Source organism: uncultured Campylobacter sp., from assembly GCF_938030685.1.
In the GTDB taxonomy this organism is placed as follows: Bacteria; Campylobacterota; Campylobacteria; order Campylobacterales; family Campylobacteraceae; genus Campylobacter_B.
On sequence record NZ_CALHHX010000200.1, the window covers coordinates 1 to 26065 of the forward strand.

40 protein-coding genes and 1 pseudogene are annotated in these 26065 nt (G+C 45.7%); 12 read left to right on the forward strand and 29 right to left on the reverse strand.

The window, feature by feature from the left end; translation table 11 throughout:
• Nucleotides 1–307: 307 nt before the first annotated feature.
• The 22 genes and pseudogenes from map to rpsJ all read right to left on the reverse strand — a co-directional run bounded on the left by map (nt 308) and on the right by rpsJ (nt 10734).
• On the reverse strand, nt 308–1066 hold the full coding sequence (gene map, locus Q0369_RS09455) for a type I methionyl aminopeptidase (protein ID WP_297923258.1): 759 nt from the start codon (nt 1064–1066) through the stop codon (nt 308–310).
• On the reverse strand, nt 1067–2332 hold the full coding sequence (gene secY / locus Q0369_RS09460) for a preprotein translocase subunit SecY (protein WP_298099099.1): 1266 nt from the start codon (nt 2330–2332) through the stop codon (nt 1067–1069).
• A complete protein-coding gene (gene rplO / locus Q0369_RS09465; protein WP_298099102.1) occupies nt 2332–2733 on the reverse strand; it encodes a 50S ribosomal protein L15 in 402 nt (133 codons plus the stop codon). Before rplO ends, secY begins: the two co-directional genes overlap by 1 nt.
• A gap of 12 nt (nt 2734–2745) precedes the next feature.
• Nucleotides 2746–3189: a 30S ribosomal protein S5 gene (gene rpsE / locus Q0369_RS09470; RefSeq protein WP_005868986.1), complete on the reverse strand. Its 444-nt coding sequence runs from the start codon at nt 3187–3189 to the stop codon at nt 2746–2748.
• Between the two features lie 15 nt (nt 3190–3204).
• Nucleotides 3205–3561, reverse strand: a complete 357-nt coding sequence (gene rplR, locus Q0369_RS09475; RefSeq protein WP_005868987.1) for a 50S ribosomal protein L18 — start codon at nt 3559–3561, stop codon at nt 3205–3207.
• A gap of 10 nt (nt 3562–3571) precedes the next feature.
• Nucleotides 3572–4108: a 50S ribosomal protein L6 gene (gene rplF / locus Q0369_RS09480; RefSeq protein WP_297897658.1), complete on the reverse strand. Its 537-nt coding sequence runs from the start codon at nt 4106–4108 to the stop codon at nt 3572–3574.
• Nucleotides 4109–4185: 77 nt separating this feature from the next.
• Nucleotides 4186–4581, reverse strand: a complete 396-nt coding sequence (gene rpsH, locus Q0369_RS09485; protein ID WP_005868989.1) for a 30S ribosomal protein S8 — start codon at nt 4579–4581, stop codon at nt 4186–4188.
• A gap of 9 nt (nt 4582–4590) precedes the next feature.
• On the reverse strand, nt 4591–4776 hold the full coding sequence (locus Q0369_RS09490) for a type Z 30S ribosomal protein S14 (RefSeq protein ID WP_005868990.1): 186 nt from the start codon (nt 4774–4776) through the stop codon (nt 4591–4593).
• Between the two features lies 1 nt (nt 4777).
• On the reverse strand, nt 4778–5323 hold the full coding sequence (rplE, locus tag Q0369_RS09495; protein ID WP_297950199.1) for a 50S ribosomal protein L5: 546 nt from the start codon (nt 5321–5323) through the stop codon (nt 4778–4780).
• A 2-nt stretch (nt 5324–5325) separates the two neighbouring features.
• Nucleotides 5326–5559 (reverse strand): 50S ribosomal protein L24, encoded by a 234-nt coding sequence (gene rplX / locus Q0369_RS09500; RefSeq protein WP_298099106.1) that lies wholly within the window; start codon nt 5557–5559, stop codon nt 5326–5328.
• A complete protein-coding gene (gene rplN, locus Q0369_RS09505; protein WP_298099110.1) occupies nt 5559–5927 on the reverse strand; it encodes a 50S ribosomal protein L14 in 369 nt (122 codons plus the stop codon). The genes rplX and rplN overlap by 1 nt, the downstream gene beginning before the upstream one ends.
• Nucleotides 5927–6178 carry a 30S ribosomal protein S17 gene (gene rpsQ, locus Q0369_RS09510; protein WP_005868994.1) on the reverse strand — a complete coding sequence of 84 codons (252 nt, stop codon included), beginning with the start codon at nt 6176–6178 and terminating at the stop codon, nt 5927–5929. Before rpsQ ends, rplN begins: the two co-directional genes overlap by 1 nt.
• 9 nt (nt 6179–6187) lie before the next feature.
• Complete coding sequence (rpmC, locus tag Q0369_RS09515; protein ID WP_005868995.1) at nt 6188–6370, reverse strand: 50S ribosomal protein L29; 183 nt, start codon at nt 6368–6370, stop codon at nt 6188–6190.
• Nucleotides 6357–6782, reverse strand: coding sequence for a 50S ribosomal protein L16 (gene rplP / locus Q0369_RS09520; protein ID WP_005868996.1), 426 nt, complete (start codon nt 6780–6782; stop codon nt 6357–6359). Before rplP ends, rpmC begins: the two co-directional genes overlap by 14 nt.
• A gap of 2 nt (nt 6783–6784) precedes the next feature.
• On the reverse strand, nt 6785–7480 hold the full coding sequence (gene rpsC / locus Q0369_RS09525; RefSeq protein WP_005868997.1) for a 30S ribosomal protein S3: 696 nt from the start codon (nt 7478–7480) through the stop codon (nt 6785–6787).
• Between the two features lie 21 nt (nt 7481–7501).
• Nucleotides 7502–7813: pseudogene (rplV, locus tag Q0369_RS09530) on the reverse strand (50S ribosomal protein L22); the annotation flags it as partial.
• Between the two features lie 9 nt (nt 7814–7822).
• Nucleotides 7823–8104 carry a 30S ribosomal protein S19 gene (rpsS, locus tag Q0369_RS09535; protein WP_005869002.1) on the reverse strand — a complete coding sequence of 94 codons (282 nt, stop codon included), beginning with the start codon at nt 8102–8104 and terminating at the stop codon, nt 7823–7825.
• Between the two features lie 2 nt (nt 8105–8106).
• Nucleotides 8107–8937, reverse strand: a complete 831-nt coding sequence (gene rplB, locus Q0369_RS09540; RefSeq protein WP_298099113.1) for a 50S ribosomal protein L2 — start codon at nt 8935–8937, stop codon at nt 8107–8109.
• 1 nt (nt 8938) lies between these two features.
• Nucleotides 8939–9220 (reverse strand): 50S ribosomal protein L23, encoded by a 282-nt coding sequence (locus Q0369_RS09545; RefSeq protein WP_298028398.1) that lies wholly within the window; start codon nt 9218–9220, stop codon nt 8939–8941.
• A 1-nt stretch (nt 9221) separates the two neighbouring features.
• A complete protein-coding gene (gene rplD, locus Q0369_RS09550; RefSeq protein WP_298099115.1) occupies nt 9222–9836 on the reverse strand; it encodes a 50S ribosomal protein L4 in 615 nt (204 codons plus the stop codon).
• A complete protein-coding gene (gene rplC, locus Q0369_RS09555) occupies nt 9833–10411 on the reverse strand; it encodes a 50S ribosomal protein L3 (protein ID WP_298099117.1) in 579 nt (192 codons plus the stop codon). Before rplC ends, rplD begins: the two co-directional genes overlap by 4 nt.
• A gap of 11 nt (nt 10412–10422) precedes the next feature.
• Entirely contained in the window at nt 10423–10734 is a 312-nt protein-coding gene (rpsJ, locus tag Q0369_RS09560) for a 30S ribosomal protein S10 (protein WP_291939283.1), read from the reverse strand.
• Nucleotides 10735–11015: 281 nt separating this feature from the next.
• On the opposite strand from rpsJ, the gene Q0369_RS09565 reads away from it, so the two are divergent.
• The 3 genes from Q0369_RS09565 to Q0369_RS09575 all read left to right on the forward strand — a co-directional run bounded on the left by Q0369_RS09565 (nt 11016) and on the right by Q0369_RS09575 (nt 13036).
• The gene (locus tag Q0369_RS09565) at nt 11016–12347 is read left to right on the forward strand and encodes a hypothetical protein (protein WP_298099120.1); all 1332 of its coding nucleotides are present in this window, start codon (nt 11016–11018) and stop codon (nt 12345–12347) included.
• A gap of 82 nt (nt 12348–12429) precedes the next feature.
• Nucleotides 12430–12765 carry a hypothetical protein gene (locus tag Q0369_RS09570; RefSeq protein WP_298099122.1) on the forward strand — a complete coding sequence of 112 codons (336 nt, stop codon included), beginning with the start codon at nt 12430–12432 and terminating at the stop codon, nt 12763–12765.
• A gap of 106 nt (nt 12766–12871) precedes the next feature.
• A complete protein-coding gene (locus Q0369_RS09575) occupies nt 12872–13036 on the forward strand; it encodes a hypothetical protein (RefSeq protein ID WP_298099126.1) in 165 nt (54 codons plus the stop codon).
• Nucleotides 13037–13704: 668 nt separating this feature from the next.
• Here Q0369_RS09575 and Q0369_RS09580 read toward each other — a convergent pair.
• From Q0369_RS09580 to coaE, 4 genes are all read right to left on the reverse strand, one after another.
• Nucleotides 13705–13872, reverse strand: coding sequence for a hypothetical protein (locus Q0369_RS09580; RefSeq protein WP_298099128.1), 168 nt, complete (start codon nt 13870–13872; stop codon nt 13705–13707).
• Nucleotides 13873–13899: 27 nt separating this feature from the next.
• Nucleotides 13900–14778, reverse strand: coding sequence for a diaminopimelate epimerase (dapF, locus tag Q0369_RS09585; protein WP_298099130.1), 879 nt, complete (start codon nt 14776–14778; stop codon nt 13900–13902).
• 175 nt (nt 14779–14953) lie between these two features.
• A complete protein-coding gene (locus Q0369_RS09590; protein WP_298099132.1) occupies nt 14954–15874 on the reverse strand; it encodes a tetratricopeptide repeat protein in 921 nt (306 codons plus the stop codon).
• A gap of 68 nt (nt 15875–15942) precedes the next feature.
• Nucleotides 15943–16617 (reverse strand): dephospho-CoA kinase, encoded by a 675-nt coding sequence (gene coaE / locus Q0369_RS09595; protein WP_298099134.1) that lies wholly within the window; start codon nt 16615–16617, stop codon nt 15943–15945.
• Nucleotides 16618–16690: 73 nt separating this feature from the next.
• Between coaE and purM the strand changes: the two genes are divergently transcribed.
• Together purM and Q0369_RS09605 are read left to right on the forward strand one after the other, a co-directional pair.
• The gene (gene purM / locus Q0369_RS09600; protein ID WP_298099136.1) at nt 16691–17674 is read left to right on the forward strand and encodes a phosphoribosylformylglycinamidine cyclo-ligase; all 984 of its coding nucleotides are present in this window, start codon (nt 16691–16693) and stop codon (nt 17672–17674) included.
• Nucleotides 17675–17718: 44 nt separating this feature from the next.
• A complete protein-coding gene (locus tag Q0369_RS09605; RefSeq protein WP_298099138.1) occupies nt 17719–17922 on the forward strand; it encodes a hypothetical protein in 204 nt (67 codons plus the stop codon).
• A gap of 614 nt (nt 17923–18536) precedes the next feature.
• Here the strand turns inward: Q0369_RS09605 and Q0369_RS09610 are convergent.
• Nucleotides 18537–19682, reverse strand: coding sequence for an iron-containing alcohol dehydrogenase (locus Q0369_RS09610; protein ID WP_298099140.1), 1146 nt, complete (start codon nt 19680–19682; stop codon nt 18537–18539).
• A 128-nt stretch (nt 19683–19810) separates the two neighbouring features.
• On the opposite strand from Q0369_RS09610, the gene Q0369_RS09615 reads away from it, so the two are divergent.
• From Q0369_RS09615 to Q0369_RS09645, 7 genes are all read left to right on the forward strand, one after another.
• On the forward strand, nt 19811–19954 hold the full coding sequence (locus Q0369_RS09615; protein ID WP_298099142.1) for a hypothetical protein: 144 nt from the start codon (nt 19811–19813) through the stop codon (nt 19952–19954).
• Nucleotides 19955–19961: 7 nt separating this feature from the next.
• Nucleotides 19962–20687, forward strand: a complete 726-nt coding sequence (locus Q0369_RS09620) for an AraC family transcriptional regulator (RefSeq protein ID WP_367178995.1) — start codon at nt 19962–19964, stop codon at nt 20685–20687.
• Between the two features lie 555 nt (nt 20688–21242).
• Nucleotides 21243–21410, forward strand: a complete 168-nt coding sequence (locus tag Q0369_RS09625; RefSeq protein ID WP_298099148.1) for a hypothetical protein — start codon at nt 21243–21245, stop codon at nt 21408–21410.
• Nucleotides 21411–21419: 9 nt separating this feature from the next.
• Nucleotides 21420–21785: a disulfide bond formation protein B gene (locus Q0369_RS09630; RefSeq protein WP_298099151.1), complete on the forward strand. Its 366-nt coding sequence runs from the start codon at nt 21420–21422 to the stop codon at nt 21783–21785.
• A gap of 53 nt (nt 21786–21838) precedes the next feature.
• Nucleotides 21839–22177, forward strand: a complete 339-nt coding sequence (locus Q0369_RS09635) for a hypothetical protein (protein WP_298099154.1) — start codon at nt 21839–21841, stop codon at nt 22175–22177.
• A gap of 9 nt (nt 22178–22186) precedes the next feature.
• On the forward strand, nt 22187–23074 hold the full coding sequence (locus Q0369_RS09640; RefSeq protein ID WP_298099157.1) for a hypothetical protein: 888 nt from the start codon (nt 22187–22189) through the stop codon (nt 23072–23074).
• Nucleotides 23075–23342: 268 nt separating this feature from the next.
• Entirely contained in the window at nt 23343–24086 is a 744-nt protein-coding gene (locus Q0369_RS09645; RefSeq protein ID WP_298099159.1) for an abortive infection family protein, read from the forward strand.
• Nucleotides 24087–24314: 228 nt separating this feature from the next.
• On the opposite strand, the gene Q0369_RS09650 is transcribed toward Q0369_RS09645, so the two are convergent.
• Both Q0369_RS09650 and Q0369_RS09655 read right to left on the reverse strand, forming a co-directional pair.
• Nucleotides 24315–24467 (reverse strand): hypothetical protein, encoded by a 153-nt coding sequence (locus Q0369_RS09650; RefSeq protein ID WP_298099161.1) that lies wholly within the window; start codon nt 24465–24467, stop codon nt 24315–24317.
• A gap of 54 nt (nt 24468–24521) precedes the next feature.
• Nucleotides 24522–26065: ribonucleoside triphosphate reductase (locus tag Q0369_RS09655; protein ID WP_298099163.1), on the reverse strand; the 1544-nt coding region annotated here is incomplete at its 5' end.

Sequence of the window (26065 nt, forward strand, 5' to 3'; positions counted from 1 at the left end):
AATGGCGCGTTTTACAATGCTTGCATACCTCATAAAGCCGGCTACGAGGCTAGAGTAGATGAAGCGACTGCGACGCGATATTTTTTAAAATTTTGTGGCTAGACCGCAAACCGTCGCAATAGATTTTAAAATTTCTAGTGCGATAAGCTTCAAACGGTCTTTGGATAAAATTTATGCATTAAGCGACTGGAGTAAAATTCTACGACACGAGCAGTGTAAAATTATCAAAGACCGATCGCGGGCAAAATTTCGCAGCGACAAAGTGAAAAAATTTTAACTAGGCTGAGCCAGCTTTTGCGCGGAAATTCTATGCGACGCTTAGGACTTCTACCTTACCGTCGAAAACCGCCATGCAGTGCTCGTAGTGGCTAGTGCGAAGCCCATCCTTGCTTCTCGTACTCCACTTATCCTCAGCGATGACCGGCGTGCCGTCCTTTTGGCAGATCATCGGCTCAATGCAAAAGACCATGCCGTTTTTGATTTTGGGACCTGATTTTGGATTGTTGCCCTCCAAATAGTTTGGGATCTCAGGCTCTTCGTGTGGGTGCTTGCCGATGCCGTGACCGCAGAAGCCGTATAGCGGCACAAAACCGCGCGCGCGGATAAATTTCTCGATCTCGAAGCTTAGCTCTTTGAAGTGCATCCCTACCCTGATCGTTTTGATGGCAAACTCTAGCGTATCCTTGCTGCATGCGATGAGATCTTCGTCGGCTTTTGAAATTTTACCGACGGGCAGAGTGCGTGCGCTGTCGCCAAAATATCCGTTTAGTTTCGAGCCCAGATCGACGCCTAAGATATCGCCCTCTTGTAAGATCGTTTCGTCTGGGATGCCGTGGATAATGACTTCGTTTAGCGAGAGGCAAGCGGCGTTTGGAAAGCCGTATAGCCCTTTAAAAGCAGGATATGCGCCTTTGGATGTGATGAAATCGTCGATCTTCTTATCGACTTCGAGTAGGCTAAGACCCGGCTTTATGAATGAAGCTGCATAATCAAGGGCCTGCGCGACGATTCTGTTCGCCGCACGCAGGCCCTCTAAATCTTTTTTTGTTTTAAGTAAAATCGCCATTTATAGCCCGACCGCGCTTAGGGTCTGATATTTGCTCATATAAACTTGCGCTTCGATGCGTCTCATCGTATCAAGAGCGACGGAGACGACGATCAGCACGCTGGTGCCGCCGAAATAAAACGGCACGCCCATAAATTTAACGAGTAGCCACGGGATGACGGTTACGAGGCCCAGATAGATTGAGCCCCAAAACGTAAGACGGCTAGCAACTTCGTTTAAAAAGCTCGCCGTTCCCTCGCCCGGACGAATGCCCGGGATAAAGCCGCCCTGCTTCTTTAAATTTTCACTAATATCCTTGGAATTAAAAGCAATTGACGCATAAAAATAAGCGAAAAATATAACCAACACAAAGGTCAAAAAGTTAAAGAAGTAATTGCTAGGGCTAAGGAAATCGTGGATCTTTTGGATGATCGGATTGGTGCTTGCTTGTAAAATTGTAGTCGGAAACATCAAAATCGCGCTTGCAAAAATAGGCGGAATGACGCCGCTTAAATTTAGCTTGATCGGTACGTAATTCATAATGCGCTTATTTTGATTTGCCATCAATACCTTGCGCGAAAACGATACCGGAATTCTGCGTTCACCTAGCTCCACATATAAAATTGCTCCGATAGTAGCCAGGATAATTAGCACGATCGCGATTAGCTTTAAAACGTTCATTTCGCCGGTATTTACTAAATTTACAGTACTTCCGATCGCTCTAGGGATGGCGCTTACGATACCTGCAAAGATAATAAGGCTGGTGCCGTTACCGACGCCGCGCTGCGTAATCTGCTCGCCGATCCACATCAAAAGCATGGTGCCTGCCAGCATCGAAATGCACGAGATGAAAACAAACTCGTTGGTATTTTCAGCCATTATCGCAGGCGCTCCGGTCTGCCCGTGAATGCCCTGCAAGCCGATGCTAACGCCGATGGATTGAACCATAGCAATCGCTATGGTAGCGTATCGGATGATCTGCATATATTTCTGCATACCGTCGCGCTCTTTTTTGAGTTTGCCCAAATTTGGAAAGGTTGCGGCAAGCAGCTCCATAATGATCGAAGCGGTAATATAAGGCATAATGCCTAGCGAGATAACGCTGAATCGCTCCGCCGCGTTACCGCTAAACATATTAAACATTCCAAAAGCGTTGTTGCTATTGTTTTGAAAAAATTGTTTTATAACCTCAACGTCCACTCCCGGAACCGGCACGTAAGCTAGCAACCTATAGGCAAAAAGAAAGCCCAAAGTAATGAGAATTTTGTTGCGTAGCGATTTATTCATTATTTTTGTCCGCTATACTTTACGTTCTCGTCTTTGATCTTGCTCGCGAGCGCTTTTGCGCCTACGCCGATCAGCTTGATCTTTTTAACGGAATTTGAAATTTTATGAACGGATTTGATGCTTTCGATCGTAATCTCACTAAGATCTTTGATAGCTTCGATTTTATCGACATTGATCACGTAAGGCTTTTCAAATTTAGAAGTAAAACCTACCTTTGGAAGCCTTCGCTGAATCGGCTGCTGACCGCCCTCGAAGCCTCTTTTTTCATGAGAGCCGGTACGCGCAGTCTGGCCCTTGCCACCGCGACCCGCAGTTTTACCTAGACCGCTTCCTTGACCACGACCCAAGCGCTTAGTAGCGTGAGTCGAGCCTGGGGCTTTTTTAAGATTTTCTAATCCCATCTTTTATCCTTGTTAGTGTTTTAACATACTAAGAGCTTTCATCGTAGCTCTTACGACATTTGAGGAGTTGTTCGAACCTAGCGATTTAGTGAGGATATCTTTAACACCCGCAAGCTCTAAAACTGGGCGGACTGAACCACCTGCGATAACGCCGGTACCTTCGCTCGCCGGCTTAAGTAAAATTTTGCTCGCATTGTATTTAACTTCGATATCGTGAGTGATAGTGGAGCCGTTTAAATTTACCTTGATGATATTTTTAAACGCATCGTCTACCGCTTTTTTAATCGCATCTGGAACCTCTTTGGACTTGCCAAAGCCAAAGCCCACTAGGCCGTTTCTATTGCCTACTACGATAAGAGCCGTAAACCTAAACCTTCTACCGCCTTTAACGACCTTTGTAACCCTACCGATATTGACGATTACCTCTTCGAATTCTTCTCTATTATACTTTTCCACAATCATTCCTTTGGGTTATAGTTTGATGCCGTTTTGGCGTAGCGACTCGGCAAAGCTTGCGATTACGCCATGATACAAATAGCCATTGCGATCGAAAATCGCTTCAGAAATGCCTTTATCTTTTAGCTTGGAGGCTAAATCTTTAGCTAAGCTAGCCGCGCCCTCTTTGTTTGCCTTTAAATTTAAAACCTTACCGCTGCTAGCGCACAAAGTCGCGCTCGCCGCGTCGTCGATAGCCTGAGCGTAGACCGTCCTATTGGATTTGAAAATAGAAATTCTAGGGCAAGATGCGACGCCTGAAATTTTAGCGCGAATTCTTCTTTTTCTCTTGATTCGTAAAGAGATCTTTCTTTTTAATACGTTCTGTGTCATTTCTCAACCCTTATTTCTTAGCTGTTTTTCCGGCTTTGCGGATGATATGCTCTTCAAGATACTTGATGCCTTTACCCTTATATGGCTCAGGCGGTCTGAATCCTCTGATCTCGGCTGCTACTTGACCTACTTGCTGCTTGTCGTCGCCTTTGATGGTTACGACGTTTTTATCTACGGAAATTTCAATCCCCTTTGGAGATTCAAAATTTATCGGATGCGAAAAGCCCAAATTTAGCTCAAGCACCTTGCCCTTCATCGCAGCTCTATAGCCGACGCCGTTGATTTCAAGCTGCTTTGAAAAGCCCTCTGTAAGACCGAGAACGATATTGTTAGCTAAAGCGCGGTATGTTCCCCAATACGCCCTGCTCTGTCTATCCTCGCCCTTAGGTGAGAATTCTATCTTTCCGTCTTCGATTTTTACATCGACATGACCTTTTAAATCAAGCTCTTTTTCGTTATTTGATTTTTTAAATTTTAACGACGAGCCGTCGATTTTGACCTCTAAGCCGTTTGGAATAGAGATCGGTTTTTTACCAATTCTTGACATAATTTTCCTTTTTATTTGTCTAGGGTATGTCTACTTTTACGAATGGATACCACAATGCCATAAAAAGTAGAAACTTCTTACCAGATCGTGCAAAGCACTTCGCCGCCGACGCCCGCTTTGTGCGCGTCGATACCGCTCATAACGCCTTTACTTGTGCTAACGACAACGGTTCCGTAGCCGTTTTTGAAGCGCTTGATCTCGTCTTTGCCTTGATATACGCGGCGGCCCGGAGTCGAAATTCTTTTAACTTCGTTTATCACGCTCCTGCCTTTTTCGTCATATTTAAGCACTACGTTGATGATCTTTTTATTGTTTTCCTCTACTACGTTGTAGCTCTCGATATAGCCCTTCTCAGCTAAAATTTTAAGCATAGCCTCGACTACGTTTGAGTGAAAAAGCTTAGTCGTATCTAGCCTTCGCATCGCAGCATTTCTGATGCGAGTTAGTCCATCTGAAATAAGATCGTTAATCATCTCTTCTCCTTACCAGCTTGCTTTTTTTAGACCCGGGATCAAGCCCTCGTTTGCCATCTTGCGAAGGCAAACGCGACAAATTCCAAAATCCTTATAAACGGAGTGCGGACGACCGCAAATTTGACATCTGGTATATGCGCGAGTGCTAAATTTAGCGGGGCGTTTCGCCTTGGCTACCATTGATTTTTTTGCCATATCATTTTCCTTTTGCAAAAGGCATGCCGAATAGCTCTAGCAATTTAAATGCCTCTTTATCGTTATTTGTAGTCGTTACGACGGTTATATTCATACCGTGAGTTCTTAAAATTTGATCGTATTCGACCTCAGGGAACATCAGCTGCTCTTGCAAGCCGAAGTTGTAATTGCCGCGTCCGTCAAAGCCCGCTCTAGGTAGCCCTCGGAAATCCTTAACCCTAGGAAGCGCGATAGAGATCAGTTTATCTAGGAAGGCAAACATCTGCTCTTTTCGTAACGTAACCATTATGCCTACCGGAAAACCTTCGCGAACTTTAAAGCCTGCGACCGATTTTTTTGCATTGACGATAAGCGCTTTTTGGCCTGCGATCAGCGAGATAGTATCGGCCATATTTTGAAGCACCTTTTGATCTTTGCTCGACTCGCCCGTTCCTACGCTGATAACGATCTTTTCAAGCGCCGGGATAAGCATAGGATTTTTTATATCAAATTCTTTCTGCAAAGCAGCTCTGATGGAATTTACATATTTATCTTTTAGTCTGCTCATAATCAACCCTCTACCAACGCAACGTTTGAAATATCCATAGGCATCTCTTTGCTCGTAAAGCCGCCTTGCGGATTTTGCTCGGTTGGTTTGATAGCCTTTTTAGCCATTTTACAACCCTCGACGATAACTTGAGCTTTTTTAGGAAACACTGCCTTAACGATGCCTGTTTTACCCTTATCGTCACCTGCGATGATCTTTACTTGATCGCCTTTTTTAATCTTAAATTTTACTGCCATTATAAAACCTCCGGAGCCAGCGAAACGATCTTCATAAAACCGCCGTATCTGACCTCTCTACCGATAGGACCGAAAATACGAGTGCCGATCGGCTCTTTTTTTGAATCCAAAATAACGGCTGCGTTCTCATCGAATCTAATTAGCGAGCCGTTGCCTCTATGCAACTCTTTAGTCGTACGAACGACTACGGCTTTTACTACTTGACCGCGCTTAATCTTGCCGTTAGGGAGCGCTTTTTTTACAGAGCAAACGATAATATCGCCGATTGTGGCGTATCTTCTCTTGCTGCCGCCCAAAATTTTAATACACATAAGTTCTTTTGCGCCGCTATTATCAGCTACCGCAAGTCTGGTAAAACTCTGTATCATTATTCAACTCCTGTTTTCAAAACCGCTTTTAAGCGAAACGATTTTCTAGCGCTTAGCGGTCTGCACTCGATCGCAGATATGGTGTCGCCGATCTTTACGACGTTGTTTTCATCGTGGATCAGATATTTTTTAAATCTTTTTACGATCTTTCTATATCTAGGGTGCATAACCCTTCGCTCCACCAAAACGGTAGCTGTTTTATCGCCCGCCTTCTTTACGACTACGCCTTGAATTTCTCTTTTAAATGCCATAACCTATCCTTATTTAGCTTTAATAGCGGTGTTGATTCTAGCGATATCTTTTTTGATAGCGCGAATCTCGTTAGGATTGCTTAGCTGCATAGTTTTTAGCTTTTGTCTAGCCGTAAATAAAAGCAACTTACTTTGTTTCAACATAGAATTTAGCTCAGCTAAATCTTTATCTTTCAAATCAGTATATTTCATTTTCGCTTTCCCTACTTACGATTTTCGTTTTAAAAGGTAGTTTATGAATTGAAAGCATAAGCGCCTCTTTAGCAACCTCTTCGCTAACGCCGGTCATCTCAAAAATGATCCTGCCCGGTTTTATATTCATTACCCACTCTTCTACGCCGCTCTTACCTTTACCCATACGAGTTTGTAGAGGCTTTTTAGTAAGCGGTTTGTCTGGGAATACCTTAATCCAAATTTTAGCTTGACGATTCACGAAGCGCGTCATCGCGACACGAGCCGCTTCGATCTGGCGAGAATTTACCCTACCCGCCTCTACCGCTTTGATACCGAAATCGCCGAACGTCAAGGAATTTCCTCTCGTCGCATAGCCGCGATTGCGACCTTTCATCATCTTGCGGTATTTTGTTCTTTTTGGCATCAACATAACTATTTACCTCTTCTTGGTCTGCGTGTTTTTTTAGGCGCATCATCGGTCTTTTCAGCCTGGATGCCTTTTTGTAAAATTTCACCCTTAAAGATCCAAACCTTAATGCCGATATTACCGTAGGTTGTATGCGCTTCGGCAAAGCCGTAATCGATCCTAGCCCTTAGAGTATGAAGCGGAACGCGTCCCTCCAAATACCATTCGGTTCTAGCCATCTCCGCACCGCCTAAGCGACCTGCGACGCAAATTTTAATTCCTTTTGCACCTGCTTTTTGAGCGCCTTGGATGACCTTTTTCATAGCGCGGCGGAATGCAACGCGGCGCTCTAACTGCATAGCTACGTTTTCCGCAGCCAAAAGTGCGTTCGAGCCTACTTTGCGCTCCTCTTTGATATTGATGGCTATGTCTTTATTGACTAGCTTAACGACTTCGCTTCTTAAATTTTCAACCTCGCCGCCTTTTTTGCCGATGATGATGCCCGGTCTTGCGGCTACGATCGTTACGCGAATTTTCTTAGCCGTTCTTTCGATAAGAATTTGGCTAATTCCCGCATAGTAAAGCTTAGCTTTTAAAAATTTGCGGATCTTATAATCCTCGCCGATACTCTCGGAAAGCGTCGCTTTAGAAGGAAACCATCTAGACTCCCAATTTCGATTAATTCCTAATCTTAAACCGATCGGATTTACTTTCTGTCCCATTTACGCTTCCTTCTTACTTGGTTTTGCTACTTCGACGATGATGTGCGAAGTAGGTTTGCGGATACGACTAGCCGTACCTCTGGCGCGCGGACGAAATCTCTTAAGTACGGGACCTGCATCCACTCGGCAGCTCGTAACTACGACCTCTTCAGGCTCAAAGCCGCCGTTTGCGACCGCGCTTGAAATAGCCGTAGCGATATATTTCGCGCCGCGATTAGGCGTAAATTCCAAAGTAGCGAGGGCAAATTCCGCATTCATGCCTTGAATTTGTTTTGCAATAAGTCTTGCTTTTGTCGGCGAAAGGCGAACAAATTTAATAGTTGATTTACTCATATTCTATCCTTACTTGCCGATCTTTTTCTGCACGGAGCCTTTGTGGCCCTTGAAAGTGCGCGTAGGAGCGAACTCGCCTAATTTATAACCGATATGATGTTCGGTGACGTAAACCGGGATAAAATTCTTTCCGTTATGAACGTTAAACGTAAGTCCGATCATCTCAGGCACGATCGTGCTTCGTCTCGACCAAGTCTTGATCGGTTTATTATCGCCGGCTTTCTTTGCCGCAACGACTTTTTTCATTACGTGATCATCTACGAAAGGACCTTTTTTTAGCGATCTAGCCATTTTTATTTTCCTTTCCTTCTTGAAATTATAAGCTTATCGCTCGCTTTTTTATGGCGAGTTTTATAGCCCTTCGTCGGTTTGCCCCACGGAGTTACCGGATGGCGGCCGGAGTTTTTCTTACCCTCGCCACCGCCGTGCGGGTGATCGACCGGGTTCATTGCAGAACCTCTGGTTTGAGGACGGATACCTCTGTGGCGATTGCGTCCGGCTTTACCGATGACGACGTTTGCCCACTCTTCGTTACCCACTACGCCGATACTAGCCATGCACTCTGCAAGCACTCTTCTCATCTCGCCGCTAGGCAGACGCAAAATGACGTATTTTTCCTCTTTACCCATTAGCTGAGCATAGCCTCCAGCGCTACGCGCCATTTGAGCACCTTTGCCCGGTTTTAACTCGATATTATGCAGGATAGTTCCCACAGGGATATTTTTCATCTTCATCGCGTTGCCAGGTTTAATATCTAATCCGCCCTCGGCAGCGGCTACCACGTCGCCCACTTTAAGATCGTTAGGCTTGATAATGTAGCGCTTCTCGCCGTCTGCGTATGAGATCAATGCGATTCGGCAGTTACGATTCGGATCGTATTCGATCGCCTCGACCTTGCCAACAACGCCGAATTTATTTCGCTTAAAATCGATAATTCTATAAAGTTTAGCAGCTCCAGCTTGTTTATGGCGACTGGTAATGCGGCCATTATTGTTCCTTCCGGCTGCGGCAGGAATTTTAACAAGCAAGCCTCTAACGCTAGCTTTTGCAGTGATATCCTCGCTGCTAAGCCCTGTCATAAATCTTCTACTTGGAGTATACGGTTTATAAGTTTTAATCGCCATTTTACGCCTCCACGCTTTCTAGGCTTACGCCTTCAGGTAGTTTGACGTAGAATTTTTTCACATCGTTTCTAGCGCCAGTTCTGCCTTTAAATCTTTTTACTTTGCCGTCCTGTCTTAAAGAATTTATCTTTAGCGGAGTGATCCCGAAATAGTTTTTTAAAACGCTTTTTAGTCCGTTTTTCGTAACCGACGGGCTAGTTTGGATAACGACCACGCCGTTTTCCTGAAGACCGAGAGACTTTTCCGTATAAAGGATCGTTTTGATATCTGTTATATCTGCCATTTTAGTCCTCTTTCACTATTGATTCAAATGCCGCTTTTTCGAATACGACCGAGCCGTAAACTGCGATTAGGTAAGCATTGACCTCGCTTGCATCGATGACATAGCAATTTTTTAGATTTCTATAGGCCAAAAGAGTTTGCGCGTCCAGCTCGTTTTTAACGATTAGCGCATCTCTAACGCCCAGTTTCTTAATAAAATTTGCCGCATCTTTGGTTTTACCGCTTTTTAGCTCCAAATCGTCGAAGATAAAAATTTTACCATCGTTTGCTTTCTCATTGATAGCAAATTCCAGCGCAAGGCGTTTTTGCTTTTTATTGACCTTCTGCTCGTAATTTCGCTCGTTAGTCGGACCGAATGCAACCGCGCCGCCTACCCAGACATTGGTTCTGGTTGAGCCCGCACGTGCACCGCCGCGACCCTTTTGTCGCCATGGCTTTTTACCGCCGCCGCTAACCTCGGCGCGAGTTTTAGCGTTAGCCGTATTTGCACGAAGCGAAGCAAGGTAAGATTTGATGTACAAATATAGATTGTGCGAATTGACTTCCGAAAATTTCACAGGGATTTCAATTTCGCTTGCTTTTTCTAGTTTTTCGTTAAGCACGCTTACTTTACTCATTTTACTATCCTTATTCTGCCCATTGCACCGTTAAATCCAGGAACCGAGCCCTTAAGCACTAAAATTTTATTCTCGGCATCAAAGCTTACGACTTCGTTTTTGGCAGTGATCGTTTCGTTTCCAGTGTGTCCCGCCATCCTCATACCAGGCTGAACGCGACCGGGCCACTCGCAGTTGCCGATCGAGCCCGGTCTTCGGTGAAAGCGGCTGCCGTGCGCTGCAGGACCGCCCGCAAAGCCATGGCGCTTAATGACACCCTGATAGCCCTTGCCCTTGGATCTGAAGCTTACTTTTACGATCTTAGCTCCGCTCAAAACATCTAAATTTTGATCGCCGAGCTCGGCATTTTCTAAGCTTAGAGTCGCAAATTTATTAAATTCTTTACTTAGGCTATATTTCTTTTGAATTCCAGCGATAGCTTTATTATACGCTTTGCCGTCTGCGTATGCTACGATGGCTTTTTTATCATCGCAAACTTCGCAAATTTTGGTATTGATAAGTCGCAAAAGAGTCACGGGCGTGCTGCTCGTGTCGATCGTCCTACTCATGCCTATTTTTTCTACGATATATTCCATTGTTTTACCCCTTATTTGCCCATCGCATGAACTTCGACGTTGACTTCCGGAGCCAAATCAAGCTTAGTTAGCGAATCAACCGTGTCCGGAGTCGCCGCTACGATATCTAGCATACGAGCGTGGATCTTCATCTCAAACTGCTCTCTAGAGTCTTTATTTACGTGTGGAGATCTTAAAACTGTGTAGCGCTTGATCTTTGTGGGCATAGGAACAGGGCCTCTTACATCCGCACCCGTTCTTTTGACGGCTTCTACTATGGCCGCAACCGTGCGATCTAAAACTCGATGGTCATATGCCTTGAGTTTCAACCTAATTTTTTGCATCTGCTTTTCCTTAAAAAGAACTTGTCGCAACGCGCGACCTTTTGTTTCGAACAAAAGACGCACATTATATAAAAGCGCTCCATTTTTGTCAAGAAAATAGCCAAATTTTATTGAAATATTTCCTTTTCATAAGGAAAAATATATAGAATTTCGAAAATTTTTTAGAGTGTCGGAAATTTTCAATACAAAAATTTTAGATAACTTTGAAATAGATATAAAAATTTCATAGGATTTTTTCAGATTTATTTCCTTTTAATAAGGAAAATTTTAAAATACTCGCCATGAATGATCTAAAATTTTTTTACGAAAATCCGCCGGAATTTGCAGGCTTTATCCCGCGCAAAAGAGGTATCGGCTCTGCCAAAACCATAATCTACGGAGTGCTAAATTCCGGCAAAAGCGCCGTGCTGAAAAATGAAATTTCAGAACTTAAAAAAGACGAAATTTTGTATCTAAATTTAGCCGATCTACGCCTTGAAGAGGCGGTAGCGAATGATGCAATTTTTGCATCTAGAAATAGCGCAGGCAATACAAAGGCTAGCGAAGTAAACGAGCATGAAATAAGCAGAGAAGCTACGTTAGACGCGGAAATTTCGGATACGGGCGAATTTTACCGCGCCACCGTAAAAAATACAGATACAAAAAACGCAAGCGCAAATGTCTCAAACAATGCAAAAAATGCGGAGTCCGATGGCGCAAAAAACAGGAGCGAGAATTTCTTCTGCGAGATCAAAGAATTTTTAGCCGCCAACGAGCAAATTTCATCGCTTTTTTTGGATAATTTTAGTAGCGCCGATTTTGAAATTTCATCGCTTCAAAGCTTCGCTGGGGGGCTAAATTTAAAGCGTTTTATCATCTCTACGCGCGATAGAGAGCTTATTCTGCCGGGCTTTGAGCGGCTTGAGCTTTTGCCGCTTTCATTTGAAGAATTTATCGCCTTCGATAAGCACCACAACGAGATAAACTCGATGATTTCGGCGTTTTTAGCCCAAGGCGGCGGCGCAAAAAATCCCTTCATGGCCCCTGCCGAAATTTTAGAATTCGAGCAGAGTCTGCTTACGGCAAACTTTAGCCGCACGGAAATTTTAATCCTCAAAGAGTGCCTAAGCTCTGTCCACGCCGCATTTAGCGCAAATAAAATTTACACCGCGCTAAAGCCGCGCATCAAGATCTCCAAAGACGCCGTATACGGCACTATCGCCAAACTTGAGCGGGAAAATTTCATCAGATTTTTAAGCAAAGCGGGCGAGCCCGCGCGCGCAAAAAAACTATATTTTTCACATTTTAATATGCGCGAAATTTTAACAAGCAAAAAGGACTTCTCGAAAAAATTTGCCAACGTCCTTTTCTGCGAGCTTTTGGGGCTGAATACGCCGATTTTTTATACAAAAGAGCTGGATTTTTACCTGCCCGCTCTAAAAATGGGAGTTTTGGTCATTCCATTCAGCGACGCGGACATTATCTTTTTAAAATTTCGCAAAATTTTAAGCGTGCTCAAGAGGCTCGGCATCACGAGTCTAAAGGTCGTTTCTATGGCAAACTCCGGTAGGCTCGAGATTGAGGGTATTCGCTGCGATGTCGTGCCGTTTCATGAGTTCGTGCTTAGCTTCTAATTATTGACATTTAATATCATAAAAATATAAATTTTATGATATAATTTTGGCAAACCCATATCAATTACGCAAGGGAAAGCCGATGATCAAATTAAAAGACAAACTCATTTATGAAACGCTAAAACTGGTCGAATCACAAGGCGAAGAGGGACTTTTATGTCGCAATAAGCAAAGCGATGCGGAGTTTATGAGGGCCGTGAACGAATTCGCAGCTGCGAGTGGGCGCAACTATACCTCGGTCAAATCGACTCTTGATATAATTCATAAAAACTGGGGCTATCTGCAGCGCGAAAGCATTAAGGACACGGGGCTTGATGCGGGCAAGGCGTCGAAGATTTTCATCTACCGCCTATGCGAGTCAGGGCGAAGCTTTATCGAAAAATACGAAAAAGCCCTCGTCCAAAACGCCGACAAATAGTTCAAAATTAAAAATTTTAAGCGCCAATTAGATAGAATTCTTTAATTTCACGTAGAGCGATAGAATTTCATTTTTATGCGACTCGCCTTAAAAAAAGGAGATGAAAATGCTGGATTTTATAGTAAAAATGTTCGCATGGAAAGCTGAGTGGGAGGTAAAAAAGGAATATGACAAAGAATTTGACGACCTATCCTCCATGCGCTCAATCCTGCGCTTTATAATACTTCTTATCATACTTGGGATTTTGATTAAATTTCAGTTGAGCGCATGAAAGATACATTTTTAGACATTGCGCTCGTTTTATTCGGCATCGCTATGCTTGTCGCGATACGACAAAAATCTTTGTCAAAATTTATAATTTTTGTCGTGATTTTAGCGCTCGCCAGAGAGTTAATTATCAGGCTTTATGCCTAGTTTCGGCGAAACCGACGCGGATGGAATTTAAAATTTAAACGACAAAATGACGGCGCGGCGAAATTCGGCGGGCGCAAATTTTAAATTTCGCCGTAACCACACTATGCTTTTATCGTCGTTCGTAAATTCTACCGCGCTTCAAGAATTGTTGTATCGATAAATCTAGCTTTTATTGTCAATGACAGAATTTTACCCGCAGCGAGGATTTGCGCTTGATGCCGCGCTTTCTGCTATCAGTGGCGGAATTCCACTCGTGCAAATGCGACGGAATTTCACTTGTGCGAACACGGCGGATTTTTTGCGGTGGCAGCAAAAATTATAAACCAAATGAGCGGGTTAGAGCGTAAATTTTATAATGCTATAACGCTTAAATTCCGCAGAAGCCTAAATTAGCGCAATACAAGTGCAGAATTCAATCAAAAAATTTCAAACTTAGTAGTAAAATTCCGCGCACCAAAATTTTAAAATTTTATTTCATAAAATTCCGAGATTTAGGAATTAAATTTTGCAATGAGACGGCAAATTTTACTTCGCAATTAAAATTCTCACCCAAACCATCCCCGAAAATTCTAAAATTTCATCATCATAAAATTTTAAAATTCCAATGTCGTATTGCAAATCTATTATTTTATAAAACAGAGCGAAAAGCGAAATTTTGTATAAATTACACTCAAAAATTTTACGGATTCTCACGCAAACCGGCTCGAAATTCCGCCCTGCTTACTCCACGTATCCGATAAATTCGCCATCGAAAGTATGCCTAACGTCGCCGCGAAAGTAAATTTTACCTCCATCTCCTAAGCGCAAATTTAGCGTTTCGCCGCTTGCAGGTATCACGCGAATGTCGGGAGCTAGCCCCATATTTTCGACGCCTGCGATGAAGCATGCCGCCATCCCCGTACCGCATGCGAGCGTTTCGGCTTCTACGCCACGCTCAAAGGTGCGCACCTTTAAAATTTTGCTTGCGAGGCGGCTTTGAACTAACGCATAATTAACGTTAGCGTTATACTTTTCGCGCAAATCGCGGGCTAACGCGGCATTGAACTCATTTAAATCTCTAACAAAAGTTACCAAATGCGGCACTCCTGTGTTATAAAAATACCACGTTAGCCCTGCTTCTTCAAAGCTCTCGCCCAGGCGTTTAGGACGAGTTAACATTACCTCGACATTAGCTACTAACGCGTGAGCGTTAGGACGCAGATTGAAAATCTCGCCGAAGCTTACATTGCGTAGCTCGCCGCGCATACTCTCGCTCAAATTTCCGCCGAAAATACCGAAAATTTCGCCGCTAATTACGCCTGCGCCGCTTAGGAATTTCATACTCTGCGCGGCCAAGAAATTTTCATACGCATACATGCATACCGCGCGCGAGCCATTGCCGCACATATCGGCGCTGCTGCCGTCGCTATTATAAAATTCCCACTCAAAGTTTATCCCCTCGATACCGTTAAATTTCGGCAGCACGACGATGAGCCCGTCAGCACCTACTCCATCGCGCCTATCGCATAGCTCGCGCGCTAGCTTGGATCTATCCGCCTTAACTGAATCCGTAAATATTACGAAATCATTTCCGCTCGCATTATATTTTGAAATTTTCATTATCTACCTCGCAAATTTTTAAAATTACTAACGCTCACTAACGCTTTATTAAAATTTTACTTCTATCTAAATTTAAGCGTATCGCTTATTTTAGACCCTTTTGAGACATATTTTACTAACTCGCCCCCATTAGTTAGCTGGTTTATCGTAAGCCTTTCGCGCTTGATGTTAGAGTCTACCTCATAGTTTTTAAATGCTCGCAAGCATCAAATCTTCCGAGCTTACAAGCCTTTTCATAAAGCTCGCGAGCCCTCTTTTTATCTTTCGCTACGCCCCAGCCCTTTTCGTATTGATACGCTAAATTTGAGCAGGCTAGCGGCTCATCGCTTTTCTCGCACGCTTCGCTAAAATACTTCGCAGCAAGCGCGTGATCCTTTTGCCCGCCGTCGCCCTTAAAATACGTAACGCCCAAATTTACGCATGAATCCGTGTGTCCTTGCTCACAAGCCCTCGTAAAAAATGTCCTAGCCCTGTCCGCGTCTTTTTTCACGCCTTCGCCGAAAACATAGCTAAGCCCTAGGTTATGACACGCCTCTACCTGCCCCATCTTGCAAGCCCTGATCAAAAGCTCGATCGCCTTTTTAGCGTCTGGATAGACGCCGAGCCCCTTTTTATAGTTGTATGCAAGGCTCGCGCACCCCTCGCTGCTGTTTTTCTTGCAGGCGTCGCTAAAAAGCTCATTCGCTCTCTTGCGATCCTGCGCCACCCCCTGCCCGTCGTTGTAGAGCAGTCCCAAATAGACGCAGCCCTTCTGCTCGCCGAGCTTGCACGCCCTGTCGTAATAGCGCGCGGCCTGCTTGAAGCTTCTATTTGAGTCGTATGCATAGCCCAAATTTGCGCAGTCTAGCGCGTTTTCCTCGCCGCCTGCGTCGCAGTTGCGCTGTAGCTCATTTATCACGCGGCTTAGTTTTTTACAATCCATCTCGCTCCCCGCGGCGCAGCCCTTTCTTAGATCGTCGATCTCCGCCGCAGCGCCCGTCGCAAACAGCGCAGAGAGCAAAACCGCTCGCACCGCAAATTTTAGCCGCTCTTTAAGCGATGCGCTTTTAAAATTTTGAAATTTAGCGCCCTTTTGGGCGAAGCTACCGATTCTCATTGCTTTATCCTTTATTTCTAGTCTCATCTTAATTCGCGTATAAATTTTACGAGCTCTCGCGCAAAGGGCTAAATTTTATCTTTTAGCTCTTTTAAAAATCTCTCCACCGCGGCCTTAAGCGCGGCAAGATCGCCACTATTGTCTATCACAAAATCCGCCATAGCGCGCTTTTGCTCGATATCCATCTGCAGTTCCACGCGGTGTTTTGCGGCGGCATGATCCAGCCCGTTTCGCTTCATCACGCGCGCGATCAGTGTATCTTTAGGCGCATAAACGACCACCACTTTGTCAAAAAACTCATACCTCTTGCCCTCAAAAAACAGCGGAATATCGACGAAATAAATTTTTCCTTTCGCCTCCAAAGCCTGCGCCTGCGATAAAATTTCAGCCGTTATCTTTGGATGCAGTAGCGCTTCGAGCTTTGCCAATTCCGCAGGGTTTTTAAACACCAGTTCGCCTAGTTTTTTGCGGTCCACAAAAGCGCAGGAGGCGGACGGAATTTCATCGCCAGGATTGACGTCAAATTCTGCATGCGAAATCAAATTTTTAGCTCGCGCGTCTTTTTGCACGACGTATTGCGCGCCGAAAATTTCAGCCACCTGCGCAGCGCAGCGATCAAGAACGCAATGCGAAATCTTATCGGCATCGATGATCTCAAATCCACGCTCAGCAAGTAGCTCGCAAACCGCGCTCTTGCCGCTGCCGATGCTGCCCGTGATGACGATGGCGTGTTTAAATTTCAAGGTGGGCCTTTATAGCGTTTTTATTCGATTTTAGCTAAAATCTGCGAAATTATACCATCTTGGAGGATAAAATTTGATAAGCTACAAAGACGCTGGCGTCGATATAGACGCGGGAAATGACTTCGTAAACGCGATAAAACCGTTCGTCAAAGCGACGCAAACTCCGCACGTTTTGGGCGGTATCGGCTCGTTTAGCGGCGCAGTGAGACTGCCTGCAGGCTACAAAAAGCCCGCGATCCTAGGCGCCACCGACGGCGTGGGCACAAAGCTGCGACTCGCGATCGACGCGCGTAAATTTAACGGCGTCGGCCAGGACCTCGTCGCGATGTGCGTAAACGACCTCATCTGCAACTTCGCCGAGCCGCTATTTTTCCTCGACTACTACGCGACGGCAAAGCTTGAAATCGCAGATGCCAAAGAGGTGGTAAAAAGTATCGCCGAGGGCTGCAAACTCGCGCGCTGCGCGCTAATCGGCGGCGAAACGGCGGAGATGCCATCGATGTATGAAAAAGGCGATTTTGACCTTGCAGGCTTTGCCGTGGGTATCGCCGAGGAGGACGAGATCGACCGCTCAAAATTCGTACGCGAAGGCGATGTGCTCATCGCGCTTCCTAGCAGCGGTCTGCACTCAAACGGCTTCTCGCTCGCGCGAAAAGTGGTCGCCGAGCTGGGGCTAAAATTTGACGATAAAGTGGGCGAGCGCAAGCTAATCGACGTACTTTTGGAGCCTACAAGAATTTACGTCGGCGACTTTTTAAATTTAAAAGACAAGATCCATGCGCTCGCGCACATCACGGGCGGGGGCATCGTGGAAAATCTGCCGCGTGTATTTCCACAGGGGCTGAGTGCAAAAATCGAGCATGCCGCGATCCGCACGCCCGAAATCTTTAAAATCATCGCGCAAAAAGTGGAGCCGGCAGAGATGATGAGGACGTTTAATATGGGCGTTGGTATGATCATAGTGGCTCCGAAAGAAAACGCCGACTTTGTGCTAGCTAGAACCGACGGCTATGTCATCGGCGAGATCGTAAAAGGCGCGGGCGCACAGCTCGTGTAAATTTTAAGCGGTAAAATTTGCCGTTTTTTGCCAAAGCAGAATTTATGTTTAGACTAAATTTTAAAGCAGGTATTGCGACAGCTTCCAAAAACAGCGCCGAGAATTATTATATGATAGGCTTTGCGGACGACAAGTACGACTATAAGAACTATCTGCTTTTCCAAAGACCCATCAAGCTCGGGCGATACGAGTACGTAGACGCGCCGCATAACGGCTTATACGCCAAGTGTAGGCGACGTATGCTATAACGGCTGCAAGGCGGCAAAAATCACTAGAGAGCTTATCGTTTTTGAAGTCCAAGATAGCGTCATCGCCGCGGATATCAGCGGCGTCAAAATTCCCAAACGCTTCATTCAGTATTGCAAAGAAATTTTCGGCGATCTGCTTAGCATCGAGGGGTAAATTTAAATGTGCCTAACGGCACGCAAAAGCAAATTTCGCAATCACAAATATAAAGCCGAGATTAAAATTTAACGAGCGAATTTTTAGATAGCGCGAGATAAGAGCGTTTAAGCAAAGCCATTAAACGCGATAAAACTTCGCGCCGGAGTAAAATTTATTGCGAGATTTGCGCATCAAATTCGGCGCAAGTATTATATGGCAAATTTACCCTGACAAACATAGCTAAATTTCACGCTTGATCCGTAGTCGTCTAAGCTTTAATTTAGACGCGCCGCTTGTCGCCTCTGCTCTCTTACAGCTAGCTCCGCGGACTTGGGGGCAAAACGATCATCTCGCTATCCGTGCTGTCGCTTATTTTTTAGTAGGGGTAATCTCTAGCGCGCCCATACTACTGCCTGCTTTTTCAGAAAAGGGCGATCGCTCGCCCCTTCGGTTTAAATTTTATCTATGCGCTCGCGCCTTATTTTGCAAAATCTAAAATTTTAGCGATATTTTCGCGGCTGTAGAGCTCCGCCATATTCCACGCTTTGGCGTTTGTCGCGGCTACGTCTATGACCTCGTCTAGCACCTTGCCTTCGATGCCGAGCTGCGCGAGACTAGTCGGCGTGCCGATCTTACCAAACCACGCCTTAAGCGCTGCTATGCCCTCATCCGCGCTTTTAAGGCCGAAAATTTCACGAGCGAAACGCTCAAACGCGCTTAAATTTCTATCCTTATACCACCTCATCCACGCAGGCATTACCACGCTAAGACCGGCTCCATGCGCGCAATCCACGACCGCACTCATCGCATGCTCGATCATATGGTTCGGATAGCCGAAGTCACCCACGCCCACGTAGGTTAACCCGTTTAGCGCCATCGTCGCGGCCCACGCAAACTCGGCGCGCGCATCGTAATCGCTCGGATCTGCGAGCAGGATTTCAGTCGTGCGGATGACGGTTTTGATGTTGGCTTCGATATAGGCTCGAACGATGTCTGGATGGACGCTAGCGGTAAAATACCCCTCGATGCTGTGCGCGATGATGTCGCTCGCGCTATATACGAGATACTCGCGGCTGACGGTTGCTTGCAGCTGCGGGTTTATGACCGAGACTTTCGGGTATAGACACGGCGCGCTGATCGGGTATTTTTGCTTGGTCTGCTCCTTGGTCACCACGCCGCCGCAGTTCATCTCCGAGCCCGTCGCGGCAAGGGTAATGATATCAAAAATTTTAAGCGCAACGCTCGGGCTTTTGCCGGTAAAAAAATCCCACACGTCGCCCTCGTAGCAGGCGCCCGCGGCTACGGCTTTCGCCGAGTCCAGCACGCTTCCGCCGCCCACAGCAAGCACGCTATCGGCGCCGAATTCTTTAGCGAGCTTGATCGCTTCATTTACTTTGCTTAACACGGGATTTGATTTTATGCCGCCAAGCTGGGTAAATTCTATACCGCTTGCCTTTAAGCTGCTCTCCACGACGCCCATCAGACCGCTCTTTCGTACGCGCTCGCTGCCGTATAGTACGAGAGCTTTTTTCGCGCCCGCTTCCTTCATATACTGCCCGATATGCTCCTCTTTACCCTTGCCAAATTCTATCCTCACGGGGTTGCAAAAACTAAAATTTGTCATCTTTTCTCCTTTAAATAAAGTTGCTAAATTATAGCCTTTTTTAAAATTTTGCGGTAGCACGATACTACAATTTCATTGCCTAATCGTGCAAATTTAAGTATAACCCGTGTAAATTTAAAGGAGCTTAGATGAACAAAGCAGATAAAATTTTAAAAGACGCCGCAAAGATCACCGGCGAGCTGTATCTCGCCTATGGATACGTTCAGACGCCTATAGGGGCGCTCGGCTTTTACCGTCAAAGAAACCCCAGACTTCATCGCGACGATCTATGAGCCTAGCGTGTGCTTGCGCCTGAGCGGCGGTAAAATGGTGGAATTTAGCGGCAAGCAGTATCGCTACGACACGCAGAAATTCCTACTTTGCGCAAGCGACCTGCCGCTTTTGGGGCGAGTAGAGCACTGCCCATTTCTATCGGTAAGCATTAAATTTCAAAGCGAGGACATTCTTGAAGCACTCAAGGAAATAGAGGGGCAGAGCCGCGCTGGCAGACTTAAAAGCAGCCTATACTTCGGTGATATGAGCTACGAGATCGCGGACGCCGTTTCTAGGCTCATATCTTTGCTACGGCGAGAGCCTGCGAGCCTAAAGCACCTCGAGCGTTTGGCGATAAAAGAAATTTTATACACGCTGATCTTAAGCGGCGCTGAGGGATTTCTCAGCCGCTTCGTCATGCAGGGCACAGCGGAAAACTATATCGCGCGTGCAATGAGGGAAATTAAAAGCCGCTTCAAAGAGCCGATCAATATGAGCGAATTAGCAGCCGAACTCGGCATCAGCCCGTCGTCGTTTTACCATAATTTCAAAAAAATTACCGCGCTAAGCCCACTTGATTTTCAAAAGCGCATTAGACTGCAGGAAGCTAGATATATCTTGCAAAACAGCGATAGCACGGCTTCTCAAGCGGCCTTTGACGTCGGATACGAAAGCCCGTCGCAATTCAGCAGGGAGTACGCGAGGATATTCGGCATGCCGCCTAAAGCTCACGCGCAGACGCTTCGAGGCTAAGAAGTAGGTAAAATTAAAACGGTCGGCTTGGATGAGCTTCGGCAATCTTAAAAATTTTATGTCGAGCGTAAGCCGAAATAACTACGCAATAAAGTAGCATCCGCGACAGAAACAAACGCTTGGTAGAAAAATAGGCACGTCATAAGAGGGGCAACCAAGACACAAGAGAATAGTTGCGTGCAGTATTGGCTAACACACTGTAAGGGGGTATCACACTACAAGAAAGCTGGCCTATACCGTAACGATAACTGCCCCCCTGCTTGCTTGCTGCTACGCTAAAAGTCATTGCCCATCTTGTTGCTAAATTTTATAATTTCAATTGCGCAGCGTTTTATCACGCGACCTGCACAAGCAGAATCAAGTCAACCGAAACGTTTTAAATAAATTTAAATCAAGCTGAAATAGAAAAAATTTTCTTAAAAATAGCTATTTTAGTATCATAAAATTTCATAAAAAATTTATTTACACTGATAAAAACATAATTTTTAATATACGTCTAATAAGCAAAATAGTAATATTTTTACGATATTAAATTTCAGCGAGAAAGGAGAAAATATGGAATTTTTAATGGTTCTGATGTTTTTCGTCGCAGGTCTTTTGTTGTGGTTTAGACCCGAGAAAAAGCGCGCGGTTATGGGCTTTGGTATCGCGGGTATCGCTATACTCGTCATCATGATGGCGTGGGTGAATAAATTTGCCATCGTGCCTATGGGAAATTTTTAGGAGCGAGCAATGAAAAGTTTGCAAGATAAAATGTCTCAAAGCCTCATTCGCGGCGCCGAGATTTCTGCAGGCTGGGGCGAAGATGAAAAGCGGTTTTTTAATCTTTTCGCCCTTGCTGCCCTCGCCCTCATCGCCCTGCCCGTAGGTATCGCGTGTTTGGTTTTGGGCTTTGGCATGGGCGATAGCCCCTGCATCATGTGCTGGCACGAGAGATTTTGCATGGTCGCGATCTCATTTATGGCCCTATTGATCGTTAGATACGGCTTTACGGTCAAATATCTAGCCGCAATCCTCTTTTTAGCATGCCTCGGGCTATACGACGGCTTTTTGCACTACAGCCTCGACGGCACCGGCGGCGGCTACCTCGCGACATAAAGCAGGGCTTCGGGCTCGAAATTTTAGGCGCACACACGCAGTTTTGGGTAGTAGTGGTGCATTTTTGCGTCATTATATTTTTGGGCGTGATTTTGCTGCTAGGCAAAAACGTAGGTAAAATAATGCAAAAAAGCGAAGAGGGCGCATACGGCGCGGTTTTACCCAAATTTGCGCTAGGCAAAGTTGCAGTTGCGGCCTTTGCGATCATCATGGCTTTTAACTGCGTGCAGGCCTTTATCACCGCAGGCCCGCCGCCCTATCTAGCCTCCGCGACGCCTTCGCGCATGAGCATCGATCCGTCAAAGTGGTTTTGGGAGCTTGATCACTGGGAGGAAACCGAAATTGACTTCCGCGAAAACTGGAATCCAAAACTACCGAATTTACCGAAGTGAGGTCGCGATATGAGAAAAATTTTAACCTTAACCCTTTTGTGCGCTGCACTGGCGCTGGGCGGCGAGTTTAATCTAAATCCTGCGGACGGCGCAGTGACAAATTTAACACCATTACGTAAAAGCGGTGAGATAACATTAAATTTAAACAACAATAACCCAGTCACGGGGCTTGACTACGACGCGGCAAGCGGAAGCTTCTTGCTCGGCACTCTAAAATTCGAGCTCTACGAAATGGACGGCGAGCTAAAAACCGTAAAAAGCTATCTACGAAGCACGCCCGATTGGATAATGCAGATGGAAGAAACCGTCGCGGCGAGCTTTTTTAAAGGCTCGGTAGGACTCATGGGCTATAATAAAACCTATGAGTTTTTCAAGCCCGCACCGAATCAAAGTAAAGAGGAAGCGAACAAGGCGTGGCGCTATCTGCACGACGGATATGAAAATTTCACGCTCGATTTCAAGGACCGCTACTCCACCGTGCGCGCTAAACAGCAGTTTATCCTCTCGTGGGATCACTCGGATTTCTACGGCGAGTTTTTCGTCGCTAGCGTGCCCGACGACATCAAAGCAAGCTGGAGCATAGCGAGCTTTAGCGATGCCGACAATCTGCTCTCGAGCGAGTTCGTGCCGAGCTTCGAGGAGGCTCTCGGCGTAAAGGACGGCAGGGATATAAACGACTACTACGTCACGGGCATGGACGCGCAAGGCGAGTTTATTTATCTGCTTTCAAAGCAATACTCAAGCATCCTAAAGCTTGATCCGCGCAGCAGAAAGATCGTGGAGGTTTATAGCTTTGAAGGCGCAAACGACGCGCATGCGCTAGCTGTCAAGGATGGAAAATTTTACGTCGCGACGAGAGAAAACGGAACGAATAAAATTTTCGTTTTTGAGAGGTGAAATTTAAGCCGTCTTTTGGGCGGCTTAAATTTATAGATAATTTAAAACAAGGCGTGTAACTTCTCGTTCGGCGATCAAATTTTATATTTTTATACTCATCCAAAACCACCAAACGACTTTGATGTTTTTCTTTTTGCTAAATCGCTTAAAGCTCTGTTCGCTATAATGTCGTCGTAAATTTAGCTTAAAAAACCGTTAGTGGCTATGAAATTAGATGAAATATCTTAGTAAACTATCTACATAATTTTTTGATTTTATGGAGAATTAAATGAACGAATTATTCATTCAAGCCGAAACGCTACAAAACCTTTTGATTTCTCGCGCCACCGGAGGGCAAGAAAATAATGTTGAATACACGCGTCTGAGGCAGACAGTTCTTGCAAATGCTGCATTTGAAACACTTGTCCCTCAATTTATAAAAACATGTAGAAATCTCGATCAATTTTGGCAGTTTATAAAATATAAGTTCGGTAGCTATGCTGAACGTCGGAATTATATATGGTCTGAGTTTTCTTCGTTATTAGAAGCTCTAGAACGGGGCGGCTTGGCTCCGTCTGATGAATTTGTGACTAAGGGCATAAAGAAATTTGATTCTGCTCACGTTCAAGCAGCATGGTCAAAAGCATTAGATAGGAGAGTAAGTGATCCGGAAGGCGCAATTACATCAGCTCGAATGCTGATAGAAACAGTCTGCAAGCATATCCTTGATGATATGAATGTCCAATATGATGACGCGGTAGATTTACCTAAACTTTACAAAGAAACCGCGAAAGTTTTAAATCTTGCTCCGTCGCAACATACAGAAGAAGTATTCAAACAAATTCTTGGTGGTTGCACGGCTGTTATTGAAGGATTAGGAACGCTTCGTAACCGTCTAAGTGACGCTCACGGCAAAGGAAAGGTCGGTGTGAAACCTGCATCGCGTCATGCCGAACTGGCTGTTAATTTATCTGGATCATTGGCTAGTTATCTTTTAGCTACTTGGGAGACCCGCAAGGAAACACAAATTTGATAATAGGCAAGAGTCTGCTATTTAACTCGCACTCTTACGCGGACTGCGACGCCGTGCGTAAATTTAACAACAGACCTACCAAATGCGGTAAATTTTGCTGCAAATTTTAAAATAAAGAGCTACGTAATGTCGCGTCGCTTTTGGTAATTTATCGAAAAATCACAATTTAAAGCCGAATTTAAAAAAGTCGGACTTTCATCTGACCCAAGTATTAGGAAAAGGGAGAAGCTAAAATATATAGACCGCGCCAAGCACGATAAACGCTCTTAAGCAAAAGCCGCCCACAAGCACGCCGTATTCGTCATAAACACAGCTTTTTACCTCCTCGCCGCCGTGCGCACAGACGCTGCTACCTGCATTTACGATGCAGCTGTAAAGCATAAATTTACTTCAACTAGATAGCAGCAAAACCCAACTTCGCCGCTCAAATTTAGCCTATTTTACGCTATTTTCAGCTTTAAATTTAGCCAAAAGCTCCTCGTCGCATTTCGGGCAGTATTCGTGCTCGCCGCTGATGTAGCCGTGCTTAGCGCAGACGCTAAAGACCGGCGTTATCGTGATGTATGGTAGCTTGTAGTTGTTTACCACGCCGCGCACGAGGTCTTTGCACGCTTCGGCCGAGCTGATACGCTCTTTCATGTATAGGTGCAGCACCGTGCCGCCCGTGTAGGAGCTTTGCAGTTCGTCTTGCAGGTCGAGCGCCTCGAACGCGTCGTCGGTGAAATTTGCCGGCAGCTGCGTGGAGTTGGTGTAGTAGATATTTTCGCCAAAACCGGCCTGGATGATGTCGGGATAGCGCTTTTTGTCCTCTTTGGCAAAGCGATACGTCGTGCCCTCGGCAGGCGTGGCTTCGAGGTTGTAAAGGTTGCCGGTGCTCTCTTGAAACTCGCGAATTTTACCGCGCAAAAACTCGATCATCTCGATCGCAAACTCCCGCCCGAAATCAGTCGCGATATTTTCCTTGTCGTTTGTAAAATTTCGCAAAAGCTCGTTCATGCCGTTGATACCGATGGTGCTAAAGTGGTTGTTAAAGTGCTTTAGATAGCGCGCGGTGTACGGATATAGGCCGCGTTCGTACATCTCCTGGATAAAGGCGCGCTTTTTTTCAAGCGTGGATTTGGCTAAATTTAGTAGATACTCAAGGCGCGTGTAGAGCCCCTTTTTATCGCCTTTATATAGATAGCCCAGGCGAGCTAAATTTAGCGTCACGACGCCGATACTGCCGGTCATCTCCGCACTACCGAACAGCCCTCCGCCGCGCTTTAGTAGCTCGCGTAAATCTAGCTGCAAGCGGCAGCACATCGAGCGCACGTGACCCGGCTTATAGGCTTTGTCGTTTGCAACGCGGTTGCCGTTTTCATCGATCGTGTACTGGCTGCCGACGAAATTTTGAAAATAGCTCGAGCCCATTTTTGCCGTGTTTTCAAAAAGCACCCTCGCCACCTCGCTGTCCCAGTCGAAATCCTCGGTGATATTTACGGTAGGTATCGGGAAGGTAAAGGGCTGCGAACACTTGTCGCCCTCGGTCATGATCTCGTAAAACGCCTTGTCGATGCGGTTCATCTCGGGCTCAAAGGCGCGGTAGGTCATATCCGTTAGCTTGCCAAAGCCGCGTTTTTGCGCCTCGTGCGCTAACTCCGCGTCCTCAAGGTCGCTAAATATATGCCTATCCTCGCGCGTCGGGATCTGGTCGCGCAGATCGGACGGGCAGGTGATGTCGATCGTTACGTTGGTAAACGGACTCTGACCCCAACGAGCGGGCACGTTTAGGTTAAAGATAAAGCTCGTTATCGCCTTTTTGATCTCTTTATCGCTTAGCTTGTCGCGGAAAACATAAGGCGCAAGATAGGTGTCAAAGCTGCTAAACGCCTGCGCGCCCGCCCATTCGCTTTGTAAAATTCCAAGGAAATTTGCCATCTGATACAGCGCTTCGCGGAAATGCTTCGGCGCCTTGCTCTCGACCCTGCCGCGCACGCCGT